Source organism: Brevibacillus agri (genome assembly GCF_004117055.1).
Lineage (GTDB): Bacteria > Bacillota > Bacilli > Brevibacillales > Brevibacillaceae > Brevibacillus > Brevibacillus agri.
This window is the reverse complement of sequence record NZ_CP026363.1, coordinates 1,389,733-1,412,656: the sequence shown is the minus strand read 5'-3', so window position 1 is coordinate 1,412,656 and position 22,924 is coordinate 1,389,733. Positions and strand designations below refer to the sequence as shown.

Here is a 22,924-nt window from a genome sequence, read left to right as displayed (position 1 = left end):
TTTTTTGAGCATTTACCAATGGTTCAGCGGGGCTTTCACCCGAATCGCGCTCGCCCATCTGCTGATCGTGGAAATCTGGATGATACCTGGCGGGCGAAAACGGATCTGGTGGCTGACCGGACTCTTTTTCCTTTCGTCGACGCTCTCGCTCCTGCCGCTCAGCGCCATCCAGTTTTACAGCTTGCTGGCCGCGCTCCGAGCTGCTCGGCTTGCGCTGGATGGACAAGCATGTAGTCCGTACGCTTTTGGAGGTAAAAAAGACAAACAGACGCTCGCCATGCTCGTGCTCGAAAAGCCAAAAGCAGCCATACGTCCGGTGCTCCGCGGCGAGAACGTCGTTTTTCAGGTGGATGTCGACATCTCCGGCTTTATTACCCAGCTTTTCCGCCAAGGCCCTGTGCGGGAAATCGAAATCGAAACGGAAGCAGCCAAAAAAATCGAGGAAGAGATTCGCGGACTGTTTGAAAAAGGGCTGAAGCTGGGCGCAGACACTCTCCAGCTCGGGCACACGCTCTATCGCAAGCACCCGCATGAGTGGCACAGACTGCAAAAAAACAGCGCGCTCCCGCTTCGCCCCGACATGCTGGAGTCGGTAAACGTGCAGGTGCACATCAACGACGGCGGTATTTCCAAAGTGAAGCAAAAGCCTTGAGCCAAGCTTTTTGGCTGCGGGCAAAAGAAAAAGGAGCAAAGAATGACTCTTCGCTCCTTTTTTCTGTATGCGTGTCTGTGCGGTTTACACCACGTATCCGCCTGCTTCGATGACGCGATCGGCAATCGACCGTTTCAGCGCAACCGTATTGATCGGCGTACGGCGTGTCAGCTTTTTCAGGATCGAGAGGCGCAGGCGCAGCTCATCTCCTTCTTCCATGGCAGCGAGCGCTTCCTTCGCCCACGCTTCGATGCGATCAAACGCTTCATGCACATAGACCGCTGTCAACTCCAGCTTTTGCTGCTCCGCTTCCAGTCCGTTGGCCGCAATCGCTTTTTCCGTGCGCTTCACGATGCTGTCCATTGCGTACAGCTCGATCAGCATGTCGGCAGCGAACGCCAGCAGCTCCTGCTCCTTGGAAATCGCTTGCTGGTACTTCATCAGCGCGGAGCCTGCCACCATCAGGATGATTTTGCGCGTCATGCTGAGCAGGTGCTTCTCCACCGCAAGCGGCGCTTCCTCGATCTCCTCCGGGTAATAGCTCATCAGCTCGGCTTGCAGGCTCGTCGCTGCTTGCAGAAGCGGCAGCTCGCCCTTCATCGCCTTTTTCACCAACGTGTCCGGGATGAGCAGTCGGTTGATCTCGTTCGTGCCTTCAAAAATCCGGTTGATCCGCGAGTCGCGGTACATGTTTTCGATCTCGTACTCGGACATGAAGCCGTATCCGCCGTGGATTTGCACGCCTTCGTCCACGCAGTAGTCCAAAACTTCCGTAGCAAACACTTTGTTGATCGAGCATTCGATGGCGTAGTCGGCAATCGCCTTCGCGACTTCTGCGCCGTCATCCGCTTTTTCGCCCAGGCGGCCGAGCGCGGTGTCGAACAGGCCGACTGTCCGGTAGACGGAGCTTTCTGCGGCGTACGCTTTGATCGCCATGTTCGCCAGTTTGTTTTTAATCAAAGTGAAATTGGCGATTGGCGTTTTAAACTGCTTCCGCTCCTTCGCGTAGTTCGTCGCCAGCTCCAGCGCTTTTTTCGCGGAGCCGACTGCGCCGACTGCCAGCTTGTAACGGCCTACGTTCAGGATGTTGAAGGCGATGACGTGGCCTCTGCCCGGCTCGCCCAACAAGTTTTCCACAGGCACGGGCACATCCTGCAAAATGACGGTGCGAGTCGAGGAGCACTTGATGCCCATTTTCTTCTCTTCCGGTCCAAACGATACGCCAGGGAAGGTGCGCTCGACGATGAAGGCCGTGAATTTTTCCCCGTCGATTTTCGCATAGACGATAAACACGTCAGCAAAGCCTGCGTTGGTGATCCATTGCTTCTCTCCGTTGAGGATGTAATGCTTGCCGTCAGCAGAGAGAGTCGCTGTCGTTTTGGCTCCCAGCGCGTCGGAGCCGGAGCCTGGCTCTGTCAGGCAATAGGCCGCGATCCGTTTTCCGGACGCCAGATCAGGCAGATAGCGCTGCTTCTGATCTTCGTTTCCAAAGTACACGATCGGCAGAGAGCCGATGCCCACATGTGCGCCATAGCTCAGCGCGAAGCCGCGCGCAAGCGAAAACTTTTCGGTGACCAAAGCCGTGCTGACTTTATCCAGGCCAAGTCCTTCGTACTTCTCCGGCACATCGCCAGCCAACAGGCCAAGCTCCCCTGCTTCCTTCAGCAGACGGACGGAAATGTCGAAGTTGTGCTGCTCCAATTCTTCCAGATGCGGACGAACTTCGTTGACGACAAAGTCCTCCGTCGTTTTCGCGATCATTTTTTGCTCCTCGCTGTACTCCTCCGGCACGAACACGTCGTCTGCCGAACCTGCGTCAATCAAAAAGCTTCCACCACGGATCAATTCTTTCGTATCTGCCATGCTATCCCTCTCCTTTTATGAAAATGGACGTACGTGCTAGATCATTTCAAAAACGCCTGCGGCTCCCATGCCTCCGCCGATACACATAGTGACGACGCCGTACTTGCCGCCTCTGCGCTTCATTTCATTCAAGAGCGAGACGGTCAGCTTCGCGCCGCTGCAACCGAGTGGATGGCCCAAGGCGATAGCGCCGCCGTTGACGTTTACTTTTTCCGGGTCCAGGCCAAGCTCTCGAATGACCGCAATCGACTGGGACGCGAATGCTTCGTTCAGCTCGAACAAATCGACGTCGTCCAGGCTGATCCCCGCCAGCTTCAACGCTTTCGGGATCGCGACGACCGGACCGATCCCCATGACATCCGGGTCCACCCCGCCAACGGTAAAGGAGCGGAACTTCGCGATAGGCGAAACGCCCAGCTCTGCCGCTTTGTCGGCTGACATGACGATCACCGCTGCCGCGCCATCGCTCGTTTGCGAGGAGTTCCCGGCCGTTACGCTGCCCTGCACGTGGAAGACCGGCTTCAGCTTGGCGAGCGCCTCCAGCGTCGTATCTGGGCGCGCGCCTTCGTCCTTGTCAAAAATGCGCTCGCGGATATGCACCTTTCCGGCTTCGTCTACCGTGTACTGCTTCACCGTCAGCGGCACGATTTCGTCCTGGAACTTGCCCGAGCTGATCGCCGCAACCGCGCGCTGATGGCTGCGGAGCGCAAACGCATCCTGGTCTTCGCGGGTCACATGGTAGCGCCGCGCCACTTCCTCCGCCGTATGCCCCATGCTCATGTACGCCTCAGGCTTCGTCTCCACCAGTGTCGGATTGAGCGCGACCTTGTGGCCGAGCATCGGCACGAGGCTCATGCTCTCCACTCCGCCTGCCACGACCACGTCCGAGCTGCCGACCATAATCTGTTGCGCGGCATAGGCAATCGTCTGCAAGCCGGAGGAGCAAAAACGGTTGATCGTAATGCCCGCGACATTTGTCGGCAGTCCGGCGCGCAGTCCGATCAGCCGCGCCATATTCATGCCCTGCTCTGCTTCCGGCACCGCCGTCCCCATGATGACGTCCTCGATATCCGCCGGGTCCAGTTGCGGAACGCGGCGGAGCAAATCCGCTACGACGGCTGCCCCCATGTCGACGGGATGTACGTCTTTGAGACTTCCTTTTTTCGCTCGGCCGACCGCAGTCCGGGCCCCTGCGACAATTACTGCTTCTCTCATCGTTTTACCCTCCTTCTCCCTAGTTGCGCAAAGGCTTGTTTTTGGTCAGCATGTGCTGCATCCGCTGCTGAGTCTTAGGCGTCTTAATCAGCGAGAGGAACGCTTGCTTTTCCAGCTCCAAAATGTAGCTCTCGGTCACTTCCGTACCCGCCGGCACGTTGCCGCCAGACATGACATAGGCGATTTTGGACGCGATCAGCTCGTCGTGCTCGGAAATGTACCCGCTCTTCTTCATCGCATAGATGTTTTGGCGCAGGTTGGCGTAGCCCGTCTCTCCGATTACGCGGATTTTGCGCGGCTTGGGCGGCGTATAGCCTTCTTTGTCCATCGCGAGCACGAGCTGCTTCGCATCGTACAACAGATGGTCAGAGTTGATGCTGATCCGGTCAGTCGGCCGCAAGTAGCCGAGGTTGATCGCTTCCTGTCCGCTAGTCGAAACTTTTGCCATCGCAATCGTTTCAAAAGCTCTGGCGACAAACGGGAACGGGTCGACTGGCACGCTGCCGCCCTCCGGCACGTTTTCCATGGCGCGGAACAGCATTTCCTTCGTACCGCCGCCACCTGGCAAAAGCCCGACGCCGACCTCGACGAGTCCAAGGTACGTTTCCGCTGCCACCTGTACACGGTCAGCCAGGTACGTGACCTCGACGCCGCCGCCCAGCGTCATGCCGAACGGTGCCGCCACGACCGGGCGGTGCATGTAGCGAATCGCTCTGGCCGCTTTGTGGAAATTGCTGACGAGCATGTCGAGCTCCAGCCAGTTTTCATCTTGCGCTTCCATCAGCGCCATCGCAAGGTTCATCCCGACGCAGAAGTTTTTGCCCTGGTTGCCGATCACCAGTCCGGCGAAGTTTTTCTGCACTTCTTCTGCCGCCTGGTTCGCCATCTGCAATACATCCAGTCCGAGCGCGTTGTGCGGCGAAGTGAACTCCAGACACGCGACGCCATCGCCCAGGTCGATCAGGGCAGCGCCCGCGTTTTTCTTAATCAACTTGCCTTGCTCCTTGAGCGCGGCGAGGTTGATGTTTTCCTTGTTTTCCTCGATGCCTTTGTAGACGCCACCGATCGCAAACGCCTGGCGCTTGCCTTCTGCCTTTTGGTAGAAGGAGGTTTTGCCGCTCGCGAGCAGCTCCTCGACCAGCGCGGGAATCCGCTCGTTTTCCTCGCGCATCCGCGCCACTGATTTTTCCACGCCGATGGCATCCCACGTCTCGAACGGCCCCAGCTCCCAGCCGAAGCCCCACTTCATCGCCTGATCGACTGCAACGATGTCGTCGGCGATCTCGTAAGCCTTTTCAGCGGAATACAGCAGCACTTTTTTGAAAACGCTCCAGACAAACTCGCTGCCCTTGTCCTTGCCGTATGCGAGCGCCCGCAGCTTTTCCGGCAATGTTTTCGCCGTCTTGGCCGCGTCCAGCGACGGGAACTTCGGCTTCACGCTCGGGCGGTATTCCAATGTGTTGATGTCCAGCGCCAAAATTTCTTTGCCCTGCGCCGACTTCACCTGTTTGAAAAAGCCTTGCCCTGCCTTTTGTCCGATCCAGCGCTTCTCGACCATTTGCAAAACGAAATCCGGAACCTCAAAGACAGCGCGCTCCGCTTCGTCCGTGCTCTTGTTGCGGACGTTTCCTGCGACATGCACATACGTGTCCAGCCCGACGACATCGAGCGTGCGGAACGTCGCGCTCTTCGGACGGCCGATTACCGGGCCTGTCAGCGCATCGACTTCATCTACCCCGAGGCCAAGACGCACCATCTCGTGGATCGAAACCTGCAATCCGTATGTACCGATGCGGTTGGCGATGAAGTTTGGCGTGTCCTTGCAGACGACCATTCCTTTTCCGAGCACATGCTCCCCGAACTGCTTCATGAAAGCGACGATGGCCGGGTCGGTATCGCGTCCGGGAATCAGCTCCAGCAGCTTCAAATAGCGCGGCGGGTTGAAAAAGTGCGTGCCGAGAAAATGTTTGCGGAAATCGTCAGAGCGGCCTTCTGCCATCTCGTTGATAGAAACGCCGGACGTATTGGAAGAGACGATCGTCCCTGGCTTGCGGTGTGCTTCTACTTGCGCGAACACACTTTTCTTCACTTCGAGGTTCTCCACGACGACCTCGATGATCCAGTCGACTTCGGCGAGCAGCGGCAAATGGTCTTCGAAGTTGCCTACCGTTATCAGCTCGATGTTCTTTTTATCGTAGAGCGGAGCTGGCTTTTCCTTGAGCAGCCTGTCTTTGCCCGCCTGTGCAATGCGGTTTTTCACTGCCGGATCAGCCAGTGTCAGTCCTTTTTTACTCTCGTCCGCCGTCAGTTCGCGCGGTACGATGTCCAGCAAATAAGTAGGGATGCCGACGTTGGCGAGATGTGCGGCAATCCCGGCGCCCATGACGCCAGAGCCGAGAACCGCCGCTTTGCGAATTTTGCGTTCCATCTTCAAATCCTCCTTTAGAGAACCTCTGTCGAGGCATAATCACAATGGCTGCCATCCTTGCTCAACTTTTCAGATTAGTAGATCATTTCCATAAGTTCTACTATTCTTAACCATATTCCTGTATGCCAAGGCTCATGCTCTTGTTGAATGAATGCTCATTCAGTTGGTGGGCCAAAAAATACATCCCACGTGTTGGCTATGTTACCCGCCCTGAGATGTTTTGGCTGACCCCCTACTGAGTCACCGTTCAGTTTTATTGTAATCGAAAATTCTGTCATTTGCAATCGTCACTTGTCGATGTTTCTTCCTCTTTTCCATTTCAAAACAAAGAGGAGCATCCTGCAACAGATGCTCCCCATAGTGCTTGCCTATTTTTCCGAATAAAGAACGGCTGTGATTTTGCGCCCATAAGCATTCGACGCATCCTGCTCCAGCTTGTATTCGACCTGGAAGTCTCCGTTTACCGGGTCGCGATAGTGGCCGATCAGCCAAAGAATTTTCGGGTCATTCATGTCTGTCTTGCTTGTAATCGTCACCGGGCCGTTGTACTTCGGCACTTGCGGAAGCGTTGTCATCGCTTTTAACGGTTCGGGAGCGAACACGGCGGCCAAGCGGGCCTGCTGCTTTTTCTCCAGCGCGAGAGTAGCGGAGCGCAAGTACAGTTGGGCGATATTTTGCTGCTGCGCCACCGTGCTGCGGAACTGGGCTGCCATATCGGTGCGGTAATAATCGAGCAGTCGCTTCATGACGACGGCATATTCCGCGCGGGTCATGATTTTCTCGGGTGAAAACGTCTTTTCGGTCAAAAACAACTGAAACTCGCGAATAGCCAGCGGGTATGGAGAGTATGTATCGCGGTAGAACCGATCCTGCTTCCACTCGTAAAAGCTGTTGAAGTACGTCACCGCGTCTTGCGGCTTCAAATTGGCCGTTCTGAATTTTTGCGGCGCCAGCACGTGGAACAACAGCAGGCTCGCCTCTTCTCGGGTCAACGGCCGCTGCATGGCTTCGCTGGACAGCCACCAGTCAGGATTTTCTTTTTGCTGTTTTTTGAGCAGTTGCCCGCTTTCGGCCAGGTACAAGTAATAGAGCATTCTGTCGCCCGGATCGTAGCTGGACAGCGCATTCGTTTCTACTTGCCAGATCGCTTTCATGTTGACCAACAGTTGTTCTACTTCCCCCCGAAGCAGAAAGCGGTAGTCCAGGTTGCTTTTTCGCTGCGGCAGCTCAAGCGAGCCGTAGGCCGTCTCAAATACGCGGTTGAGCAGAGCCAGCGCTTCGCCGCGCGTAATCGGCTTGTTCGGATAAAACGCGTGGCTGCTGTTTCGCTTTACAATCCCCAGGCTCGCCAGTTCTTCAATTTGTTGCTCTGCCCAGTGTCCTTCGGTGTCATCGAAAACACCTGCAGCATGTGCACCGCCCGTCCATGCAGTTTGCACGAGCAGCAATGCCATGAGAAAACAGAGAGCAAAACGCTTCATCATGTTATACGCATACTCCTTTCTCCTTTGCCAGAATCTTTACCCCTTTTTCTATGTAGTTCTCCCTGCCGTTTCTGTGGCAGAAAGGTCCAGGACTCGACGAGCGTCCCGGACAACAACGATCCCCCTTTCATGTATCGGGATGGATCGCGCACTTCTTTATACCCTCTTTTCACAAAATGTTCCTAATTGGCGTTGACCATGTGAAAAAAGCCGCACTCCAGCACGGGGAGAACGGCTTTTCAGCAGCCAAACCTTATCCTCACTCTTCGATCTTTTCCAGCCACCCTGGTCCTTTGGCAACAAGCAATCGGTAAATCCCGAAGTCCAGAAGGGCAAAAAGAGCGAAAAGTCCCAGAGCCGTTGCAAACAGAGAAGTCCCCGCAAAACTAATAGCCACGACAACCAGTCCTCCCGCCACCAGGCCGACGAGAAGCGAGAACAGCGGATTGAGATTCTGCTTCACCGCTTCCTGCTCTGAGCTCCATCCCAGCTTGGGCAGGTGCAGGTCGACCATGATGCCGACCAGGTTGATGAAGATCACGCCCGGAATCCCGCACAGGATCGCCCAGACGATGAACTCCCCGGACAGCGCCAGAAGCCAGACAGCTTCGGCCAGCAGCAACAGCATGCTGATCGTGCTGAGGATGATGCCCGGCATGACTTTTGCCAGCAAAAGGTGCTGGGGCAAAATCGGCAATGTCTTGTTGTAAAAGAACCCTTGTCCATCCCTGGAAATCGCCGTAACCGAAGTGCTGTTGAGAGCACCCAGCATCACAAAAGCGGCAAAGGCAATCGCCAGGCTGATGGCTCCGGCGTGCTCGCCCTGTAGCGTCGCTTGCAGGCGCGCTAGCATCTCTCCGCTATCCCGGCGGGCGAGCAAAGGCAGCAAGGCCAGGATCGGCACGAGAATGCCGGAGAGCGTGCAGTTCAGGAAAAAGGCAGGCGTCCGCCAGAGCATTTTCCATTCCTTCCAGAAGTAGGACAAGAGTCTTGAGCGCTGCTTCACGAGCTTTTGAAAAGCCGCATCTCCGACCGTTTTTCGTTTGGCCACAGCGTCGCTGATCCCCATGACCCCAGCGAAGTACAAGCTGTTTCCGACCACAAGAAAGACGATCAGACTGGCAACCGCCACCAGGAAAAAGACTGCCAGATAGCCGAGCGATTCCAGCGTGCCGCTGTCTTGCAAGGCGAGTGCCGCGAGCCTGCCCGCAGGGAAAAACTGCGTCACCAGGTTCAACAACGCGTTCTCCTGGCTGGCAATCAGCTCCTGCAGTTGTTCTATGCTGTCTACCCCGCCGCTCGTCTGGCGCTGCACGACCATTTGAAACCCGACTGCCAGACAAATCGCAAACAGGCCGCTGATTAAGCGGAAGCGCTCCTTGCTTTTGCCCATGTTCGTAAAGCGCATGAACAGCATGACCACAACTGCCGCCATCACAAGCGGAACGATGGGCACGAGCAAAAAAATGAGGACGGCAAACAGGTAGTACAGAAAGCCTCCCCCGCTCTTCACTCCGTATGTTACCAGAAGCGGTCCCAGCAAGACCAGTGCCGTAAGATACTCATAGCAGAGCGCGACAATGAATTTGGCCCCAAGAATGTGCATCGGCCGAAGCGGCAACGGCAACAGTTGCTCGACATCCTGCGAGTAGTAAAACACGCTCAGGACGTACAAAATCCCGAAGACGAAAATCGCCACCGAAACCACCGTCACTCCCAGTCCGAGCAACGCCGCTTCCTGTCCGAGCAGCGCCAGCCCGTCGTACATCGCGGAAATAAAGACGACAGCCCCGAGCATCATCGGAATCAGTCCGATCAAAATCGCCAAGACAAGCAGCAGTTTCTTCCAGCCGCTTCCTTTTTTCGCCCCCCAGGTCGAGCCCGCATTTTTAAGCAGCACTTTGGATAACAGCAGGACTTTATTCATGCTTCGTCAGCTCCAGGAACAGGCTCTCCAGCGAAACATCTGACTGAAAATGCTGCTGCATCTCTTTGAAGGTACCGCAAAACAAAATTTTCCCTTTGTTGATGATCGCGACACGGTCACAGAGCTTTTCCGCCACTTCCAGCACGTGGGTCGAAAAAAATACGGTGCGCCCGCTGTCGGCATGCTCCCGCATCATCTCTTTCAGCGTAAACGACGACTTGGGGTCCAGCCCGGTCAACGGCTCGTCGAGAATCCACACCTCGGGGTTGTGCACAAGCACGCCCATAATCATGATTTTTTGCCGCATCCCGTGCGAGTAGCTCTGAATCGGGTCGCCGAGCGCGTTCGTCATTTCAAAGCGGTTCGCCAGTTCCAGAATCCGCTTCCCGCGCACGTCTTTTGGCACATCGTACATATCGGCCATGAAGCTGACGTACTCCAGCCCTTTCAGCCGCAAAAACTGGTCCGGGCTGTCCGGTACATAGCCAAACTGCTGCTTGGCTTCAAGCGGCTGGGAAGCGATGTTTTTTCCGTTAATCGTAATTTCGCCCTGGTCCGGGCGGATCACTCCGGTCACCATCTTGATCGTCGTCGTCTTCCCTGCTCCATTGGGGCCGAGGAAGCCGAATATTTCCCCCTTCGGCACTGTCAGATTTAGCTGATCGACCGCTTTGTTTGTCCCGTTGTAGCTTTTCGTCACATTCACCAGCTCGATCATGTCCGTCCCTCCTTCTATCTGTTTTACTTTTCCCATTTCCAACAGATTCCACTTTATGCTATACGCCCAACGGCAGGAAAAAGTTGCGGATACGAAAAAAGCCGTCGGTTTCCCAAGGGCTTATCATGTATTCTGCCCAGCGTAAGGCCGGCTTCAATATCCGGGTATTCTTTACTCTTGCGGTACAAAGCTGCCATCGCGCAGCATCGTCAGCTCGCCCATGATGAACGCCAACTCTTCGGATTCACCCAGCTTGCCGCTCTCCGCCAGCGCTTCCAGGCGGCGGAGCAGGATGTTTGCGAAATCGGCAATTTGTACAGGCTGCGCTTCCATATCCGCGTCATCGAGCACATTGTAGCTGGTCAGCGCTTCCAGGTGAGTTACGATGCGAAAGCCGCCGATCTCGCCCAAAAATTCTTGCTGGTTGATTTTCGATTTTTCCAGCTTTTGCAGCATGGACATCACATCGTTTGCTACCACGCTGGGAAAAGCAACCTGGTAAAAGTTGCGGTTTTTCGCCTCAATGGTCTTGATAATCAAAATATCAATGCCGTCTAGCTTCTTTGCCTTTTTTCCAAATCCAAACATGTATTTTCCACCTCAATCGTTCGATCTGCACAACTCTCTCCATGATAGACATAATCCCGTTGTCAGACAACCCCTATCCTGTTTCCTTTTTCCGTGATCCCGCCCTGTTTTTCAACTGGCATCTTTTCACATGGTTATTTATTTCTTTTGCCACACACGCTAACAGGTAACAACGGCTTTTCAAGTGAGGTGCGCAATGAAAACCAACTGGAAAAAATGGATGATTTTTCTGTCCCTCTCCCTGATCGTTACAGGCTGTGCCCTTCCCGCCAAGGAAGAGAGCAAAAGCAACACGAAAGCCCAGAGCAAGCCCGTGAAGCTGTCTGCCATTCAGAAGCTCGGCGACAACAAAATGGATGTCGTCCTGTTCCTCAACCGTGCCGAACATCTGCTGGAGGAAGTGTACTTCGCCGCGCTCGACAACGCCAAAGGCAAAACCGTCTACGAGGACGGGCTGGCGTTCCGCGAGCTGCCGAAGCAATTTGACAGCAAGGACAAAATCGTCAAGTACTTCGGCCGTTTCTGGAGCACGCCGCTCGCGCTGGCGATGTACGACAAGCTGACGACGAAGCTGGTCAAGGAAAAGCTGTACATTGCGATTCCGCGCGTCGACTATCCGGTCCTGATCTCCGTCCGCAATACGACGGTCGCCAAAGCAAACGGCGAGCTGAACGTAACGGTCCAGGACGCGACCGACTCGTCTTTTGCCTCCGACCGCACGCTGCACTACCGCCTCGTTCGCGATCAGAAGACGAAGCGGTTCGAGATCAAAACAAGATCGGGCACGTACGGCAGCGAACAATTTCAATAAACCCTCTTGACATTTCTTATAGGCCCGGCGAATAATAGTGAATTAACAAGCGCATAGCGAGCGGCAATGACGGGGAACAGTAAAACCGCCCTTCAGGTCCAGAGAGCGAAATCCAACGGCTGAGAGGTTTCGTCCATGAATCGGTTTGAACCCACCCCAGAGCATCCAGGGAAGACCTGGACGGGTTTCTTTCACCTGTTATCAAAGAAAGAGAGCTGGATGTTTGCGACTTGACGGGTATCTTCTGTCGGCAGACGTCAATTAAGGTGGTACCGCGTAAGGCTAACATGCCCTTTCGTCCTTATCAAAGAGACGATTGGGCTTTTTTTATTGCTTTTTCACATGGATACAAGTAAGTGCTAGGAGGTCAAAGTATGAAGAAGGGAAAAATGCGTTTGGTTGTCAAAGTGGGCAGCAGTTCGATTGCCGCGGCAGGCGGTGGCGTGGACCCGGCGAAAATGTCCTTGCTCGTCTCCGCTGTCAGCAAGCTGCGCGAGGTAGGGCACCAGGTCGTGCTCGTTTCCTCGGGCGCGGTCGCGAGCGGTTATCAACGTCTTGGCTACCAGCAGCGCCCCCGCTCTCTCGCTGCCAAGCAGGCCGCCGCAGCCATCGGGCAAAGCCTGCTGATGCAGACGTACACGCAAATGTTCGCGGCCCATCACTTCAGCGTGGCGCAAATTTTGCTGACGCGGGGAGACTTCTCCGATCGCGAGCGCTACCAGCACGCTTTTCAAACGTTGTCGCTGCTTTTGGACAAAAACATTTTGCCGATCATCAACGAAAATGACACGGTATCTGTGGCGGAGCTGACCTTTGGCGACAACGACATGCTCGGCGCGCTGGTGGCCGGACTGGTCCACGCTGATTTGTACATGATTCTCACCGATACGAACGGACTGTACGACAAAGACCCGCGCCACCATCCGGACGCCCGGCGAATCGGCTCGCTTGAGCAGGTGACAGAGGAAATCGAGGCGTTGGCAGGAGGCGCGTCACAGCTCGGCACGGGCGGAATGCGCTCGAAGCTGATCGCCGCGAAAACGGCGCAAGGCTTGGGAATCCCGAGCTTTATCGGAAAATTGGCGCAATCGGCTGATCTTATCAAGGTGCTTGCGGGCAACGGCGATGGCACCTACGTCGGCTACCGTCCCGAATCCCCTGCAACAGCCGGCGTTTCCACGCGCAAGCAATGGATCGCGCTCCACTCCCCTGTTCGCGGCACGATCACGGTCGACAGCGGGGCGGCGGAAGCGATTTTGGAAAAAAGCCGCAGCCTGCTTCTGGCGGGCGTACGCGATGTCTCGGGGATGTTCGAGGAAGGCGAGGTTATCGAGGTGTATTGCGAAGGCGCTCTGATCGGCCGGGGCGTCAGCAGGTACGGCGCTGCCCAGCTCCTGGATTCGCTCTCACCTTCTGGCTTGACGCGACGCAGCGGTACCGTAATCCACCGCGATGAATGGACCCCGGCACGCTCGAAAACGTTTTGAAACCGAAAGAGAGAAAAGGAGATGGGGAGACAATGGAAAGCTTGAAAGAAAAAGTGTATGCACAACTCTCGCTGGCTAAACAGGCTTCACGGCAAATGGCGCTCTTGACCCGTACAGAAAAAGACAGGGCATTGGCTGCCATCGGCGAAAAGCTGCTGGCCGACGAAAAAACCATCCTGGCGGCAAACGAGCTGGATATCGCCAAGGCGGAAGTTGACGGACAGCCCGCCTCTTACCTCGACCGCCTGCGCCTGACACCTGCGCGTGTACACGATCTCGTGGAAAGCCTGGCTTCCTTGGCCGCTCTCGATGATCCTGTCGGACAAAAAATGGATTCCTGGACGCAGCCGAATGGTCTCGTCATCGAACAGATTCGCGTCCCGCTTGGCGTCATCGGCATGGTGTACGAAGCTCGGCCGAATGTCACCGTCGATGCGGCGGCGATTGCGCTGAAAACCGGCAATGCGATCGTCCTGCGCGGCAGCCACAGCGCCGTCAACAGCAACGTCGCGCTGGCCCGCTCGATTCGCGAGGCGCTGGCAGCGACAGAACTACCCGAAGCCGCTGTGCAATACCTGCCTTTTGCCGAGCATGCTTCTGTCGACCTGTTATGTACCGCAAACGGACTGGTCGACGTCATCATCCCGCGCGGCGGAGCAGGTCTGATCCAGCGCGTGCTGCAACTGTCCAGCGTGCCTGTGCTGGAAACGGGAGTAGGCAACTGCCACATCTATATCGATCAGGCGGCCCGCTACGACATGGCAGAAGCAATCGCCGTCAACGCGAAAACAAGCCGCCCCGCGGTCTGCAACGCAGCCGAAACGCTGCTCCTCCACCGCAACTGGCCGCACGACTACCAGCGGGCGCTGCTGCAAAAGCTGCTCGATCAAGGAGTCGAACTGCGCGTCTGCGCCAAAACGCGAGAGGCGCACCATGAGCTCGCTTCTCTCCTCCGCGAAGCCCAGGCGGCGGACTGGGATACGGAATACTCCGCTCTCATCCTGGCTGTCCGCACAGTCGACAGTCTGGCCGAAGCGATTGAGCATATAACCGCGCACAGCTCAGGCCACTCCGAAGCGATCGTGACGGAAGACGACGCCGCAGCGAATCAATTTTTGGCCGCTGTCGACGCAACTGCTGTCTATCACAACGCCTCTACCCGCTTTACCGACGGCGGAGAGTTCGGCTTTGGCGCCGAGATCGGGATCAGCACGCAAAAGCTGCACGCCCGCGGGCCGATGGGCTTGCCCGCACTCACTTCCTACAAGTACGTCGTACGTGGAACGGGACAAATCCGCTAGTCCAAAGGGAGGAAACAGCGATGAGCAACCAAACAGCCAGTATAACAACCGGACAAATCGGCTTTCTCGGCGCAGGCTCCATCGTGGAAGCGATGCTTTCGGGGATTTTGAAAAAAGGCTTGACCGCAGCAGACCGCATCTTCGTCACCAACCGCAACAACTCGGAGCGCCTGGAGCAGTTGACGGACGCATACGGGGTCAACGCCACCACGGATAAACTGGCGGTGGCGCGGGCATCTGACATTTTGATTTTGGCGATCAAGCCAAAGGACGCGGGGGAAGCGCTACTCGAACTGCGCGGAACCATCTCTCCGAACCAACTGATTATTTCCGTCATCGCAGGCGTTCCTACCAGCCTGATCGGCGAATGGCTGGGGGTAGACTGCCCGATCATTCGCACGATGCCGAACACGTCATCCGCTGTCGGGCTGTCTGCGACAGGACTGAGTGCCAATGCGTTTGTGCGTCCCGAGCAGCTTGCACTCGCCACGCGCCTGTTTGAAGCGATTGGCACCGTGCACGAAGTCGCAGAAGAAGAGCTCGATATTATCACAGGGCTGTCCGGCAGCGGCCCGGCCTATATTTATTATTTGGTCGAAGCGATGATGGGAGCAGGCGCGACAGCCGGGCTGGATCGGGAAATGGCCCGTCAGCTCACTCTCCAGACGGTGATCGGCGCGGCCCATATGCTGCTGGAGACGCGCGCAGAGCCTGCCCTGCTGCGCAGGCAAGTCACCAGCCCTGGCGGAACTACGCAGGCCGGGCTGGAAGTGTTGGAGTCGTATCGGTTCCAGGAGGCGGTAACAGCAGCCATCCTGCGGGCGACAGAGCGCGCCAGGGAAATGGGCGCGCAGTATCGGTAAGTATCGGTAAGAGCTTTTCGCAAAGATGGTTGCTTCGTGAGCCGCCTGTGCGTTACCATGTTGAAACAAAGCATGTCCGGGCGCGCACGCAAGCAGGCGCACCGTTGCCCTATTTTTTGCGAGAAGCTTAACGAGGGAGGTATCCGATGGAAATCTACGCCTTGTACGGCACCAGTGGTACAGGAAAAAGCTCCAGTGCACTAGAACTCGCCCACCGCATGAATATCGACGCCATTATTGACGACGGCATCCTGATCTACCAGGGTCGCAAGGTGGCTGGTACCTCCGCCAAGTACGAAAAGACAAAAATCCAGGCGGTCAAGCGGGCGATTTTTCACTACGACGAGCACGCAGAGGAAGTGCGGCGCAGCCTGGAGCAGATTCAGCCGGGACGCTTGCTGATTCTCGGTACGTCGCAGCGCATGATTACACGGATTGTCGAGGCGCTGCACCTTCCTGCTTCTATTGAATACATTCCCATCGAGTCCATCAAGCCGCCGCAGGAAATCGAGGCGGCGCGCTACGTGCGGGAGACGATGGGCAGGCACGTCATCCCGATCCCGCGGGTCGAGGTTGAAAAAGACTATTTGCAGCGGCTGATTGCTTCTGCCACCCGCATTTTCAGCTCGAAAAAGGAAGTCATCGGCGAATCGACCGTGGTTCACCCGCCTTTTTCCGGCGGCCGCATCCTGATTCATCCCCAAGTGCTGCGCAAAATTACGCTGGCTGCTTGCAGCCGTTACGAAGAAGTCAGCCAGGTCGTCAAAGTTGCCTTTTCCTTCGACGATTTGCCTCGCCTGCAGATCACGCTGGCCCTCAAGCTGCCTTTTTTGGCGGATATGACCCGATTGATCCGGGACATTCAGGAAGATTTGCACAAGGAAGCCAGCTTTTGCCTCAACATCGCCCCGGCCAGCATCGACATTCAGGTCGCCTCGCTGGAGCTCGCCTCTGCAAAATAGCGGAACCGGTCCTTTCTCGGATCGGTTCTTTTTTTGGCGGAAAGAGGCAGGGTTACTTGCTGTCTTGTTGCCCATCCTATACGTGTATCACACATGAAAGGAGCAATCAGATGCCATCCATCATGTCTTCCACGCCTTTTCAACAAGCGCCGATTCCCGAGCCGCCCAAAGTCATCACGACCAAAGACTTGAGCTACCTGAAAGATGCGTTGTCCTGGGAGCTGCTCGCCTTTAAAAAGCTGCATTTCTTTGCCCAGCAAGCCACAGACCCGGACGTGAAGCAATGTCTGGAGAAAACGGGCCGCATGCACCAGCAGCACTACGAAAAGCTGCTCTCCCACCTGCAAAACAACAACACAGCCGTCATGGCGACCTTGCCGCAGACCCAATCCCAACAACAGCAACAACAGATGCAGTAAGGGAGGAGAACAAGGATGCCAAACCAAAACCAGATCGCAAACCCGCAATCCGGACAGTTGCCGCAAATCAAAGGGCCGCAAATGAATGACCGCGATTTTCTCAACGATTGTCTGGCGACCTGCAAATACGTCACCGACAGCCTGAACGTCGCGGTGCGCGAGATGAGCCACCAGCAACTGTACAGCGACATGCTGCAACTGTTGAACGAGACGCACCAGTCGGCGCGCGATACGTTCAACCTCATGTTCCAAAAAGGCTGGTACAAGCTCGAAGCGGAGGAACAGCAAAAGCTGCAGCAAGCTTACCAGCAGTTCTCCGGCTACTCCAGTCAGTTTCCGTATCAATAGTTTGGCTTTTCCAGCATGGGTGATGCAGCCCTGGTCCGATTCCCATTCGGGCCGGGGCTGTTTGTTGTGCTTGCGGCGTTTTCTTGTGGAGGGGCTTTTTACTTCTTTTTCCAAATTGTATAATTTTTAGCTCTTCACCGTAAAACGTGCTTGATCTCCCTCTATCGCAGTTTTTCGTAGTTATGTAGCCGGTTTACACTCCAGTCTAATGCGAATCTTGAATCTCTCTAGATTGCGGTAGCCGTAGGCTCTTCGTTTGATTACCCTCACTTTGTTGTGTGTCCCTTCAATCTTGGCATTCGTTACCCGAAAGGAGAAATCATTCTAAATGGGCTCTCGCCACTGGACAATCGTTTTGGCAATGGAACGAACCGCAGGAGTCGGAGAATAGAGATGGTCGTCAATCCATTTCTGAAGTGCTTCCTCGCCTGTCTCTTGGGTTTTGAACGGCATACACGGTTCTTATGTCTTGAAGCGCAAAGTAGAGTCGTTTGAGGTGTGGATCTTCTGCTAACCAAATCTTCAGTTCCTGAAGCTCTTCGGGCTTCAGCTTGTCAGGGATCGTATGGAGCAGGCGTTGCTCATGTCTGCCCCGACGATGTGTTCCACGAGCATGAGTGCGTTTTCGGGTAGCTTCCAACGCTTTCGAGAAAAGCTGGATCACGTGAAATTTATCTGCTACCACAAGGGTATGCTTCCAGACCTGGCGTACTGTTTCAGCCATTCCTGGAGCCAAATCCGTGACAACTACATGGGGAGCCTTACGAAAGGGCCATTGCTGCAGGGCGTTTCGTACCTGTTCACGTGAACGTCCTTCTGTGACTTGCCAGATATGACCGGTTTGAGCATCCATGAGGTTCACGCCGTACTTATGTCCTTTTTGCAACGCAAACTCATCCAGACAGACCACTTCAGGAGCTTCATGTTCTTTTGGTTGAGCAAGGCGTTGGGGGGCCAGTTGGTAGTACCAGCGTTCAAGTGTCGAGTAGGCCGCACTCAATTGCTTGGCAACAGAGAGCAAATCCCGGCCGCGGCACATATCCACCGCCATCTCTTGAAAAGCAGAGGTGACCAATCCTCGAGGCGGGATACCGTTCCATTCCACTGTCCATGTAAGCCCACAACTCGCACAGCGCTGGCGATACACGGGAACGGATACCCAGACGGTCCCCCAAGCAGGAACGAAACGATGACGAAGAATACGCCGTCCAGGACGGGCATGGTTGGTACTGGCTCGGAGACAGATCGGACAAAGATGACAGGCAGAATGCGGTTCCAGAACAGCGATCCAATCCGTTTCCTTTGTTTTTTCCCAATGTGTGAGATGGAATGATGGAAGTCTGATAAAGTCTGTGCTAAAATCAAGGCACAACGCAGATTTCCTCCTTTTCAGTGGTTGTCTCGACAACTCCCACGATAAAGGAACATCTGCGTTTTTTCAATGTCTAGCACGGGTTATGGTGATGAATCTAATTTATTGGAGAAGGAGGGATTCAAGTGAAAAACCGTTTTTGGTTTTGGCTCTCTTTGCTTTGCGGCCTGCTCGCTTCTGCAGGCTCCCTTGTTCTGTGGTACGTTTTGCTTTCTGAAAAGTCCCCCAGTTCTGTGTTGACGTTTCTTTGCCTCGGGCTTCCGGCGTTGCTCGGCTTGGTTGCTTCCTTTGTTAAGCCGCCCGTCATTCTGCTTTCCTTTGTCGTCTCTTTGCCGCTTTGCCTGTACTTGTCCATGAATGCAGACAAATTTTTCTTTTTCCTCATTGCCTCCTTGCTGTATTTGCTGTCCGGCGTGTTGAAATGCAAGACGGCAAAAGCCAGTTGGCTACCCTGGTAACTGGCAGCTTTGCGCTTTGTGCTTTTCGCAAACAGCCTGTCACCTCGCCTTCATCCTTTGCCCCGCAAGAGCCGGGCGACCGCAAACAACGCCCGCTCCAACTCGTCGTCTGCCGCATACGCATACGACAAGCGCAGATGTTGGCTGTCCGTCTGGTCGTACACGAAACCGGGATTGAGCAGGACGCCTTCTGCCAGCGCCTGCGTAAACAGCTTGCGCATCGACACGGGCTGGCGCAGACGCAGCCAGATGTAAAAGCCGCCCTGCGGCATCTGCCAGTCGGCCAAGTCGGAAAACCAACGTTCGAGAAGCTCGCCCATCCGCCCTCTTCTCTCCTTGAGCGCCGTGCGGATTCGTTCGAGGTGACGTTGATAGCGCCCGCTCGTCAGCCATTCTGTCGCCGCCCATTGCGAGAGGGCGCTGGACCCGTAGTCAATCTGCATTTTCACATCGGCCAGCCGTTCAATCACAGGCTGCGGCCCGACGATCCAGCCGATTCGCAGGCCCGGGCTAAGCGTTTTCGACAAGCTGCCAAGGTAGAGCACCAACCCGCTCTGATCGCTCGCCTTGAGCGGCGCTGGCCCCGGCTCGTCCAGCCACAGCTCGCCGTACACATCGTCCTCCAGGACAGGCAGCCGCTCCTGTTCGCATACGGCCATGAGCTGCCGCCTGCGCTGTTCGCTCATCAAAATCCCGGTCGGATTGTGAAAAGCCGGGATCGTATAGAGCAGCGCTCCGTTATGAAGCTGCTTCTGCCGGACGACAGAGGCAGGCGCTATCCCTTCCCCATCCATTGCTACGCCAGCCAGCCTCATCCCTGACGACTGGAATAACGGCAGCGAAAACAAGTACGAGGGCTGCTCCAGCAAAATCGTCGAGCCACGGTGCAAAATCCCGAGCGAGATCAACTGCAAAGCCTGCAACGCACCGGATACAACCAAAATGGACGCCGGGGAAGCTTCGACCCCTCGCGTGCGCAGGTGAGCGCTGATCGCCTCGCGCAGCGGCAAAAGCCCCTTCGGCTCGGAGTAGCCGAGCTGAATCATTTTTCCCCGCAGGTCGCCAAGCACTTCCTCCATCTCCGCCGTCGGGATCAGCGCGGGCGAAAGCTCTCCTGTACCCAGGCGGATGAAGCGCGGGTTTGGCTCATAACGGTTAATGTCCTGGATCGTCGGCGAATTGGGCAGGTGCGTGCCCGCCCGCACATAGCCCAGCCAATCCGGCGGCGGTGTGGTCGTCAACAGCGACCATGTGTTGTTGCAGATGACCGAACCGCTCCCGACCGTCGATTCGATCAGCCCTTCCGCTTTCAGCTCCTCCAATGCAGTCACAACCGTGCTGCGGTTCACCTCGAAGGCAGCAGCCAATGCGCGCTGTGTAGGCAGCTTGCTGTTGACCGGCCACTCCCCTCCGGCAATTTTTCCTTTGATGTACGCGACAATTTGCGCGTAAACAGGCATGTCACCGGATTTGTCCGGCTTCCAGTCAATCGTCAGCATCCGTTCCCCTCTCCTTTGCTCTATTGTACAAATTGGTTGGTCCAGGAGTAAACCAATTGGCTGGAGACATTCTGCCCTTCCTCATGAATAATGTCCATAGCGCCATTATTTTGTTTGCTTCTATCGTAAAAGGAGGAAGGAATTGTGCTGGAAGCCATTTTGCACGGGTTTGTGCTCGCCTTCGGGCTGATTTTGCCGCTGGGTGCGCAAAACGTGTTTGTATTCAACCAAGGGGCCGCACAGCCTACGCTGTGGAGAGCTGCTCCCGTCGTCCTGACGGCAGCCGCCTGTGATGCGCTCCTGATTTTGCTCGCCGTCCTCGGCGTTTCGCTGGTCGTCTTGACTGTTGCCTGGCTGAAAACCGTCTTGTACGTCATCGGGGTTTGTTTTTTGCTGTACATGGGCTACCTGACCTGGAGCAGCCGACCAAGCCTGGATAACGGGGAAAAAGCAAGCTTTTCCGCCAAAAAGCAGATGATGTTCGCCGCTTCCGTCTCTTTGCTCAATCCGCACGCGATCCTCGACACAATCGGGGTCATCGGGACCAGCTCGCTCAGCTATGCGGGAGCAGAAAAATGGGGCTTCACCATCGCCTGCATCCTCGTCTCCTGCCTCTGGTTTTTCGGCTTGTCCGTGGCAGGCAGAATCATGGGCAAGCTGGATCGGTCAGGGTCCTTGCTGCGCAGCCTCAACATCGTCTCTGCGCTCATCATGTGGGGAGTCGCCGCCTACATGGCAAGCCAGCTATATTTTGCCTAGCTCTGCGAAAAGTGCATAAATGCTCACGCCTCCACTTAAAATATCCCTAGTCGGATTCCTATGTGGAGGTCTTTTTATGCTTTTTACCAAATCGGACGCCCTGCTGGATGAGTTATACGCCATCGCCAAAAACGTGTACGACTCGGCCATTTATTTCAATAAGTATAAAATCAAGTCGCTGGATACGCTAAAACGCTTTTCCGAGGAAATGAAAGAGTATGAGTCAAAAGGCGACAAACTGATTCACGAGATCATCGTCCGGATCAACAAAACGTTTATTTCCGCGATTGAACGCGAGGACGTGCTGAATCTGGCCGTCAAGCTGGATGATGTGCTGGACGGCCTGGAGGGGTGTGCCGCTCGCCTGTACATGTACGACATCATGGAGCCGGATGAGACGATGGTCAAATTCGGCCAACTGATTGAGGATGCGACCCAGCAAATTTTGTTCGCGATTGAACTGTTGCAAAAACAAAAGCTGCCCGGCATGAAGGAGTACATCATTCGCATCAACGATCTGGAAAGCGCCGGCGATGAGCTGGTGCGGGAAAGCATCCGGCGGCTTTTCAAGTCGACGAGCGATCCGATTCACATCATGCAGTTCAAGGAAATTTACGATGTGCTTGAGGATGTCATGGATCATTGCGAGGACGTCGCCGATGCGATGGAGACGGTGATTATGAGCAATACATAAACGAAGGAGGCTCCCTTCCATGCACACTAGCCTGCCTCTTGTGATCGCTGTCATTGTTCTGGCCGTTTCCTTTGACTTCATCAACGGCTTTCACGATACAGCCAATGCCATCGCCACCACAGTCTCGACCAAAGCTTTGCCGCCGAAAACCGCCATCGCCCTGGCCGCGATCATGAACTTCGTCGGCGCGCTTGCTTTTACAGGAGTCGCCAAAACAATCGGGGGAAAGATTGCCGATCCCGCCAAGCTGGAATACGGCGTGCTGATCGTGCTGGCTGCCTTGGTCGCGGCGATTTTCTGGAATCTGGTCACCTGGTGGTACGGCATTCCGAGCAGTTCGTCCCATGCGCTCATCGGTTCCGTCGTAGGTGCCGTTTTCGCCTCGGCTGGCGTTTCGCAAATCAACTGGAACGGCTTTTTGGAAATTTTCGAGGCGCTGATTTTGTCGCCGATCATCGCGCTTGTGGCTGCTTTTCTGCTCATGAAGCTGGTCTACGCCCTGTTCCGCAGCATCCAGATACCGCCCGCCAAAGTAAACCGGGGCTTTCGCTACTTCCAGATTCTCACCGCCGCCCTGCAATCTTTTACCCACGGCACCAACGACGCGCAAAAAGCAATGGGGATCATCGTCTTCGCCCTGGTGGCTGCCGATTTGCATGCGGATACCGCGTCGATTCCGTTTTGGGTCCAGCTTATTTGCGCGATTTCCATGGGGCTGGGAACGTCTGTCGGCGGCTGGAAGATCATCAAGACGGTCGGCGGCAAAATTACGAAAATCGAGCCGATCAACGGCGCTACCGCTGATTTAAGCTCCTCCACGATCATTTTTACATTTACGCAGTTGGGGCTTCCGGTCAGCTCGACACACGTGATTTCCTCGGGGATTATGGGGGTCGGCGCAGCGAAACGGCTGAAGGGCGTCAATTGGGGCGTCGCCAAACGGATCATCATCACCTGGTTTATTACACTGCCGATCTCCGCACTGATTTCAGCGGCGCTCTACTACATGTTGAGTTTGTTTTTTTGAGCGAAGGCGATTGTAACCCTCTCTGGTATATAATGGACGAAAACCTGAA

22 protein-coding genes are annotated in these 22,924 nt (G+C 55.5%); 12 read left to right on the top strand and 10 right to left on the bottom strand.

The genetic code is table 11. From position 1 onward, the window contains the following. Positions 1–4: 4 nt before the first annotated feature. Positions 5–652, top strand: coding sequence for a Ger(x)C family spore germination C-terminal domain-containing protein (locus BA6348_RS07035; protein ID WP_025844040.1), 648 nt, complete (start codon positions 5–7; stop codon positions 650–652). 84 nt (positions 653–736) lie between these two features. On the opposite strand, the gene BA6348_RS07030 is transcribed toward BA6348_RS07035, so the two are convergent. From BA6348_RS07030 to BA6348_RS07000, 7 genes are all read right to left on the bottom strand, one after another. Further along, positions 737–2,515 (bottom strand): acyl-CoA dehydrogenase family protein, encoded by a 1,779-nt coding sequence (locus BA6348_RS07030; protein WP_005826652.1) that lies wholly within the window; start codon positions 2,513–2,515, stop codon positions 737–739. 36 nt (positions 2,516–2,551) lie between these two features. Further along, a complete protein-coding gene (locus BA6348_RS07025) occupies positions 2,552–3,730 on the bottom strand; it encodes an acetyl-CoA C-acetyltransferase (protein ID WP_005826653.1) in 1,179 nt (392 codons plus the stop codon). A gap of 19 nt (positions 3,731–3,749) precedes the next feature. Next, positions 3,750–6,158 (bottom strand): 3-hydroxyacyl-CoA dehydrogenase/enoyl-CoA hydratase family protein, encoded by a 2,409-nt coding sequence (locus BA6348_RS07020; RefSeq protein ID WP_005826655.1) that lies wholly within the window; start codon positions 6,156–6,158, stop codon positions 3,750–3,752. 368 nt (positions 6,159–6,526) lie between these two features. Beyond that, entirely contained in the window at positions 6,527–7,642 is a 1,116-nt protein-coding gene (locus BA6348_RS07015; RefSeq protein WP_025844037.1) for an S-layer homology domain-containing protein, read from the bottom strand. Between the two features lie 259 nt (positions 7,643–7,901). Further along, positions 7,902–9,569: a putative ABC transporter permease subunit gene (locus BA6348_RS07010; RefSeq protein WP_005826658.1), complete on the bottom strand. Its 1,668-nt coding sequence runs from the start codon at positions 9,567–9,569 to the stop codon at positions 7,902–7,904. Then, a complete protein-coding gene (locus BA6348_RS07005) occupies positions 9,562–10,287 on the bottom strand; it encodes an ABC transporter ATP-binding protein (RefSeq protein ID WP_005826659.1) in 726 nt (241 codons plus the stop codon). Before BA6348_RS07005 ends, BA6348_RS07010 begins: the two co-directional genes overlap by 8 nt. A gap of 171 nt (positions 10,288–10,458) precedes the next feature. Continuing rightward, positions 10,459–10,875: a hypothetical protein gene (locus tag BA6348_RS07000; RefSeq protein WP_005826661.1), complete on the bottom strand. Its 417-nt coding sequence runs from the start codon at positions 10,873–10,875 to the stop codon at positions 10,459–10,461. Positions 10,876–11,071: 196 nt separating this feature from the next. On the opposite strand from BA6348_RS07000, the gene BA6348_RS06995 reads away from it, so the two are divergent. The 7 genes from BA6348_RS06995 (at position 11,072) to BA6348_RS06965 (ending at position 17,066) form a co-directional block, all read left to right on the top strand. Next, positions 11,072–11,686: a hypothetical protein gene (locus BA6348_RS06995; protein WP_025844035.1), complete on the top strand. Its 615-nt coding sequence runs from the start codon at positions 11,072–11,074 to the stop codon at positions 11,684–11,686. 374 nt (positions 11,687–12,060) lie between these two features. Further along, complete coding sequence (gene proB, locus BA6348_RS06990; protein ID WP_122953071.1) at positions 12,061–13,173, top strand: glutamate 5-kinase; 1,113 nt, start codon at positions 12,061–12,063, stop codon at positions 13,171–13,173. A 32-nt stretch (positions 13,174–13,205) separates the two neighbouring features. Further along, entirely contained in the window at positions 13,206–14,474 is a 1,269-nt protein-coding gene (locus BA6348_RS06985; protein ID WP_005826665.1) for a glutamate-5-semialdehyde dehydrogenase, read from the top strand. Positions 14,475–14,494: 20 nt separating this feature from the next. Beyond that, positions 14,495–15,337: a pyrroline-5-carboxylate reductase gene (gene proC / locus BA6348_RS06980; protein WP_122953072.1), complete on the top strand. Its 843-nt coding sequence runs from the start codon at positions 14,495–14,497 to the stop codon at positions 15,335–15,337. 146 nt (positions 15,338–15,483) lie between these two features. Beyond that, a complete protein-coding gene (locus BA6348_RS06975; protein WP_005826668.1) occupies positions 15,484–16,299 on the top strand; it encodes a hypothetical protein in 816 nt (271 codons plus the stop codon). Positions 16,300–16,409: 110 nt separating this feature from the next. Then, positions 16,410–16,718, top strand: coding sequence for a ferritin-like domain-containing protein (locus BA6348_RS06970; RefSeq protein ID WP_005826669.1), 309 nt, complete (start codon positions 16,410–16,412; stop codon positions 16,716–16,718). A gap of 15 nt (positions 16,719–16,733) precedes the next feature. Continuing rightward, a complete protein-coding gene (locus BA6348_RS06965) occupies positions 16,734–17,066 on the top strand; it encodes a spore coat protein (protein WP_005826671.1) in 333 nt (110 codons plus the stop codon). 180 nt (positions 17,067–17,246) lie between these two features. Here BA6348_RS06965 and BA6348_RS27955 read toward each other — a convergent pair whose 3' ends face one another. Beyond that, positions 17,247–17,336, bottom strand: a complete 90-nt coding sequence (locus BA6348_RS27955) for a hypothetical protein (RefSeq protein WP_375371915.1) — start codon at positions 17,334–17,336, stop codon at positions 17,247–17,249. A gap of 130 nt (positions 17,337–17,466) precedes the next feature. After that, entirely contained in the window at positions 17,467–18,438 is a 972-nt protein-coding gene (locus tag BA6348_RS27645) for a transposase (RefSeq protein ID WP_165328976.1), read from the bottom strand. 125 nt (positions 18,439–18,563) lie between these two features. Between BA6348_RS27645 and BA6348_RS06950 the strand changes: the two genes are divergently transcribed. Continuing rightward, positions 18,564–18,896 carry a hypothetical protein gene (locus tag BA6348_RS06950; protein WP_005833669.1) on the top strand — a complete coding sequence of 111 codons (333 nt, stop codon included), beginning with the start codon at positions 18,564–18,566 and terminating at the stop codon, positions 18,894–18,896. A 50-nt stretch (positions 18,897–18,946) separates the two neighbouring features. Here BA6348_RS06950 and BA6348_RS06945 read toward each other — a convergent pair whose 3' ends face one another. After that, positions 18,947–20,395: an aminotransferase-like domain-containing protein gene (locus BA6348_RS06945; RefSeq protein WP_005833671.1), complete on the bottom strand. Its 1,449-nt coding sequence runs from the start codon at positions 20,393–20,395 to the stop codon at positions 18,947–18,949. Positions 20,396–20,539: 144 nt separating this feature from the next. Between BA6348_RS06945 and BA6348_RS06940 the strand changes: the two genes are divergently transcribed. The 3 genes from BA6348_RS06940 to BA6348_RS06930 all read left to right on the top strand — a co-directional run bounded on the left by BA6348_RS06940 (position 20,540) and on the right by BA6348_RS06930 (position 22,875). After that, positions 20,540–21,154, top strand: coding sequence for a LysE/ArgO family amino acid transporter (locus tag BA6348_RS06940; protein WP_005833673.1), 615 nt, complete (start codon positions 20,540–20,542; stop codon positions 21,152–21,154). Between the two features lie 76 nt (positions 21,155–21,230). Next, positions 21,231–21,848 (top strand): DUF47 domain-containing protein, encoded by a 618-nt coding sequence (locus BA6348_RS06935; protein ID WP_005833675.1) that lies wholly within the window; start codon positions 21,231–21,233, stop codon positions 21,846–21,848. Between the two features lie 19 nt (positions 21,849–21,867). Then, complete coding sequence (locus BA6348_RS06930) at positions 21,868–22,875, top strand: inorganic phosphate transporter (RefSeq protein ID WP_005833676.1); 1,008 nt, start codon at positions 21,868–21,870, stop codon at positions 22,873–22,875. The last annotated feature ends 49 nt before the right edge of the window (positions 22,876–22,924 follow it).

Excerpts from the sequence above, each read along its gene's own strand:
- BA6348_RS06935 (WP_005833675.1), top strand. The coding sequence starts at position 21,231 with ATGCTTTTTACCAAATCGGACGCCCTGCTGGATGAGTTATACGCCATC.
- BA6348_RS06970 (WP_005826669.1), top strand. The coding sequence starts at position 16,410 with ATGCCATCCATCATGTCTTCCACGCCTTTTCAACAAGCGCCGATTCCC.
- BA6348_RS07010 (WP_005826658.1), bottom strand. The coding sequence starts at position 9,569 with ATGAATAAAGTCCTGCTGTTATCCAAAGTGCTGCTTAAAAATGCGGGC.
- BA6348_RS07020 (WP_005826655.1), bottom strand. The coding sequence starts at position 6,158 with ATGGAACGCAAAATTCGCAAAGCGGCGGTTCTCGGCTCTGGCGTCATG.
- BA6348_RS07005 (WP_005826659.1), bottom strand. The coding sequence starts at position 10,287 with ATGATCGAGCTGGTGAATGTGACGAAAAGCTACAACGGGACAAACAAA.
- BA6348_RS06985 (WP_005826665.1), top strand. The coding sequence starts at position 13,206 with ATGGAAAGCTTGAAAGAAAAAGTGTATGCACAACTCTCGCTGGCTAAA.
- BA6348_RS07000 (WP_005826661.1), bottom strand. The coding sequence starts at position 10,875 with ATGTTTGGATTTGGAAAAAAGGCAAAGAAGCTAGACGGCATTGATATT.
- BA6348_RS06975 (WP_005826668.1), top strand. The coding sequence starts at position 15,484 with ATGGAAATCTACGCCTTGTACGGCACCAGTGGTACAGGAAAAAGCTCC.
- BA6348_RS06995 (WP_025844035.1), top strand. The coding sequence starts at position 11,072 with ATGAAAACCAACTGGAAAAAATGGATGATTTTTCTGTCCCTCTCCCTG.
- BA6348_RS06965 (WP_005826671.1), top strand. The coding sequence starts at position 16,734 with ATGCCAAACCAAAACCAGATCGCAAACCCGCAATCCGGACAGTTGCCG.
- BA6348_RS06945 (WP_005833671.1), bottom strand. The coding sequence starts at position 20,395 with ATGCTGACGATTGACTGGAAGCCGGACAAATCCGGTGACATGCCTGTT.
- BA6348_RS07015 (WP_025844037.1), bottom strand. The coding sequence starts at position 7,642 with ATGATGAAGCGTTTTGCTCTCTGTTTTCTCATGGCATTGCTGCTCGTG.
- proC (WP_122953072.1), top strand. The coding sequence starts at position 14,495 with ATGAGCAACCAAACAGCCAGTATAACAACCGGACAAATCGGCTTTCTC.
- proB (WP_122953071.1), top strand. The coding sequence starts at position 12,061 with ATGAAGAAGGGAAAAATGCGTTTGGTTGTCAAAGTGGGCAGCAGTTCG.
- BA6348_RS07030 (WP_005826652.1), bottom strand. The coding sequence starts at position 2,515 with ATGGCAGATACGAAAGAATTGATCCGTGGTGGAAGCTTTTTGATTGAC.
- BA6348_RS07025 (WP_005826653.1), bottom strand. The coding sequence starts at position 3,730 with ATGAGAGAAGCAGTAATTGTCGCAGGGGCCCGGACTGCGGTCGGCCGA.
- BA6348_RS06930 (WP_005833676.1), top strand. The coding sequence starts at position 21,868 with ATGCACACTAGCCTGCCTCTTGTGATCGCTGTCATTGTTCTGGCCGTT.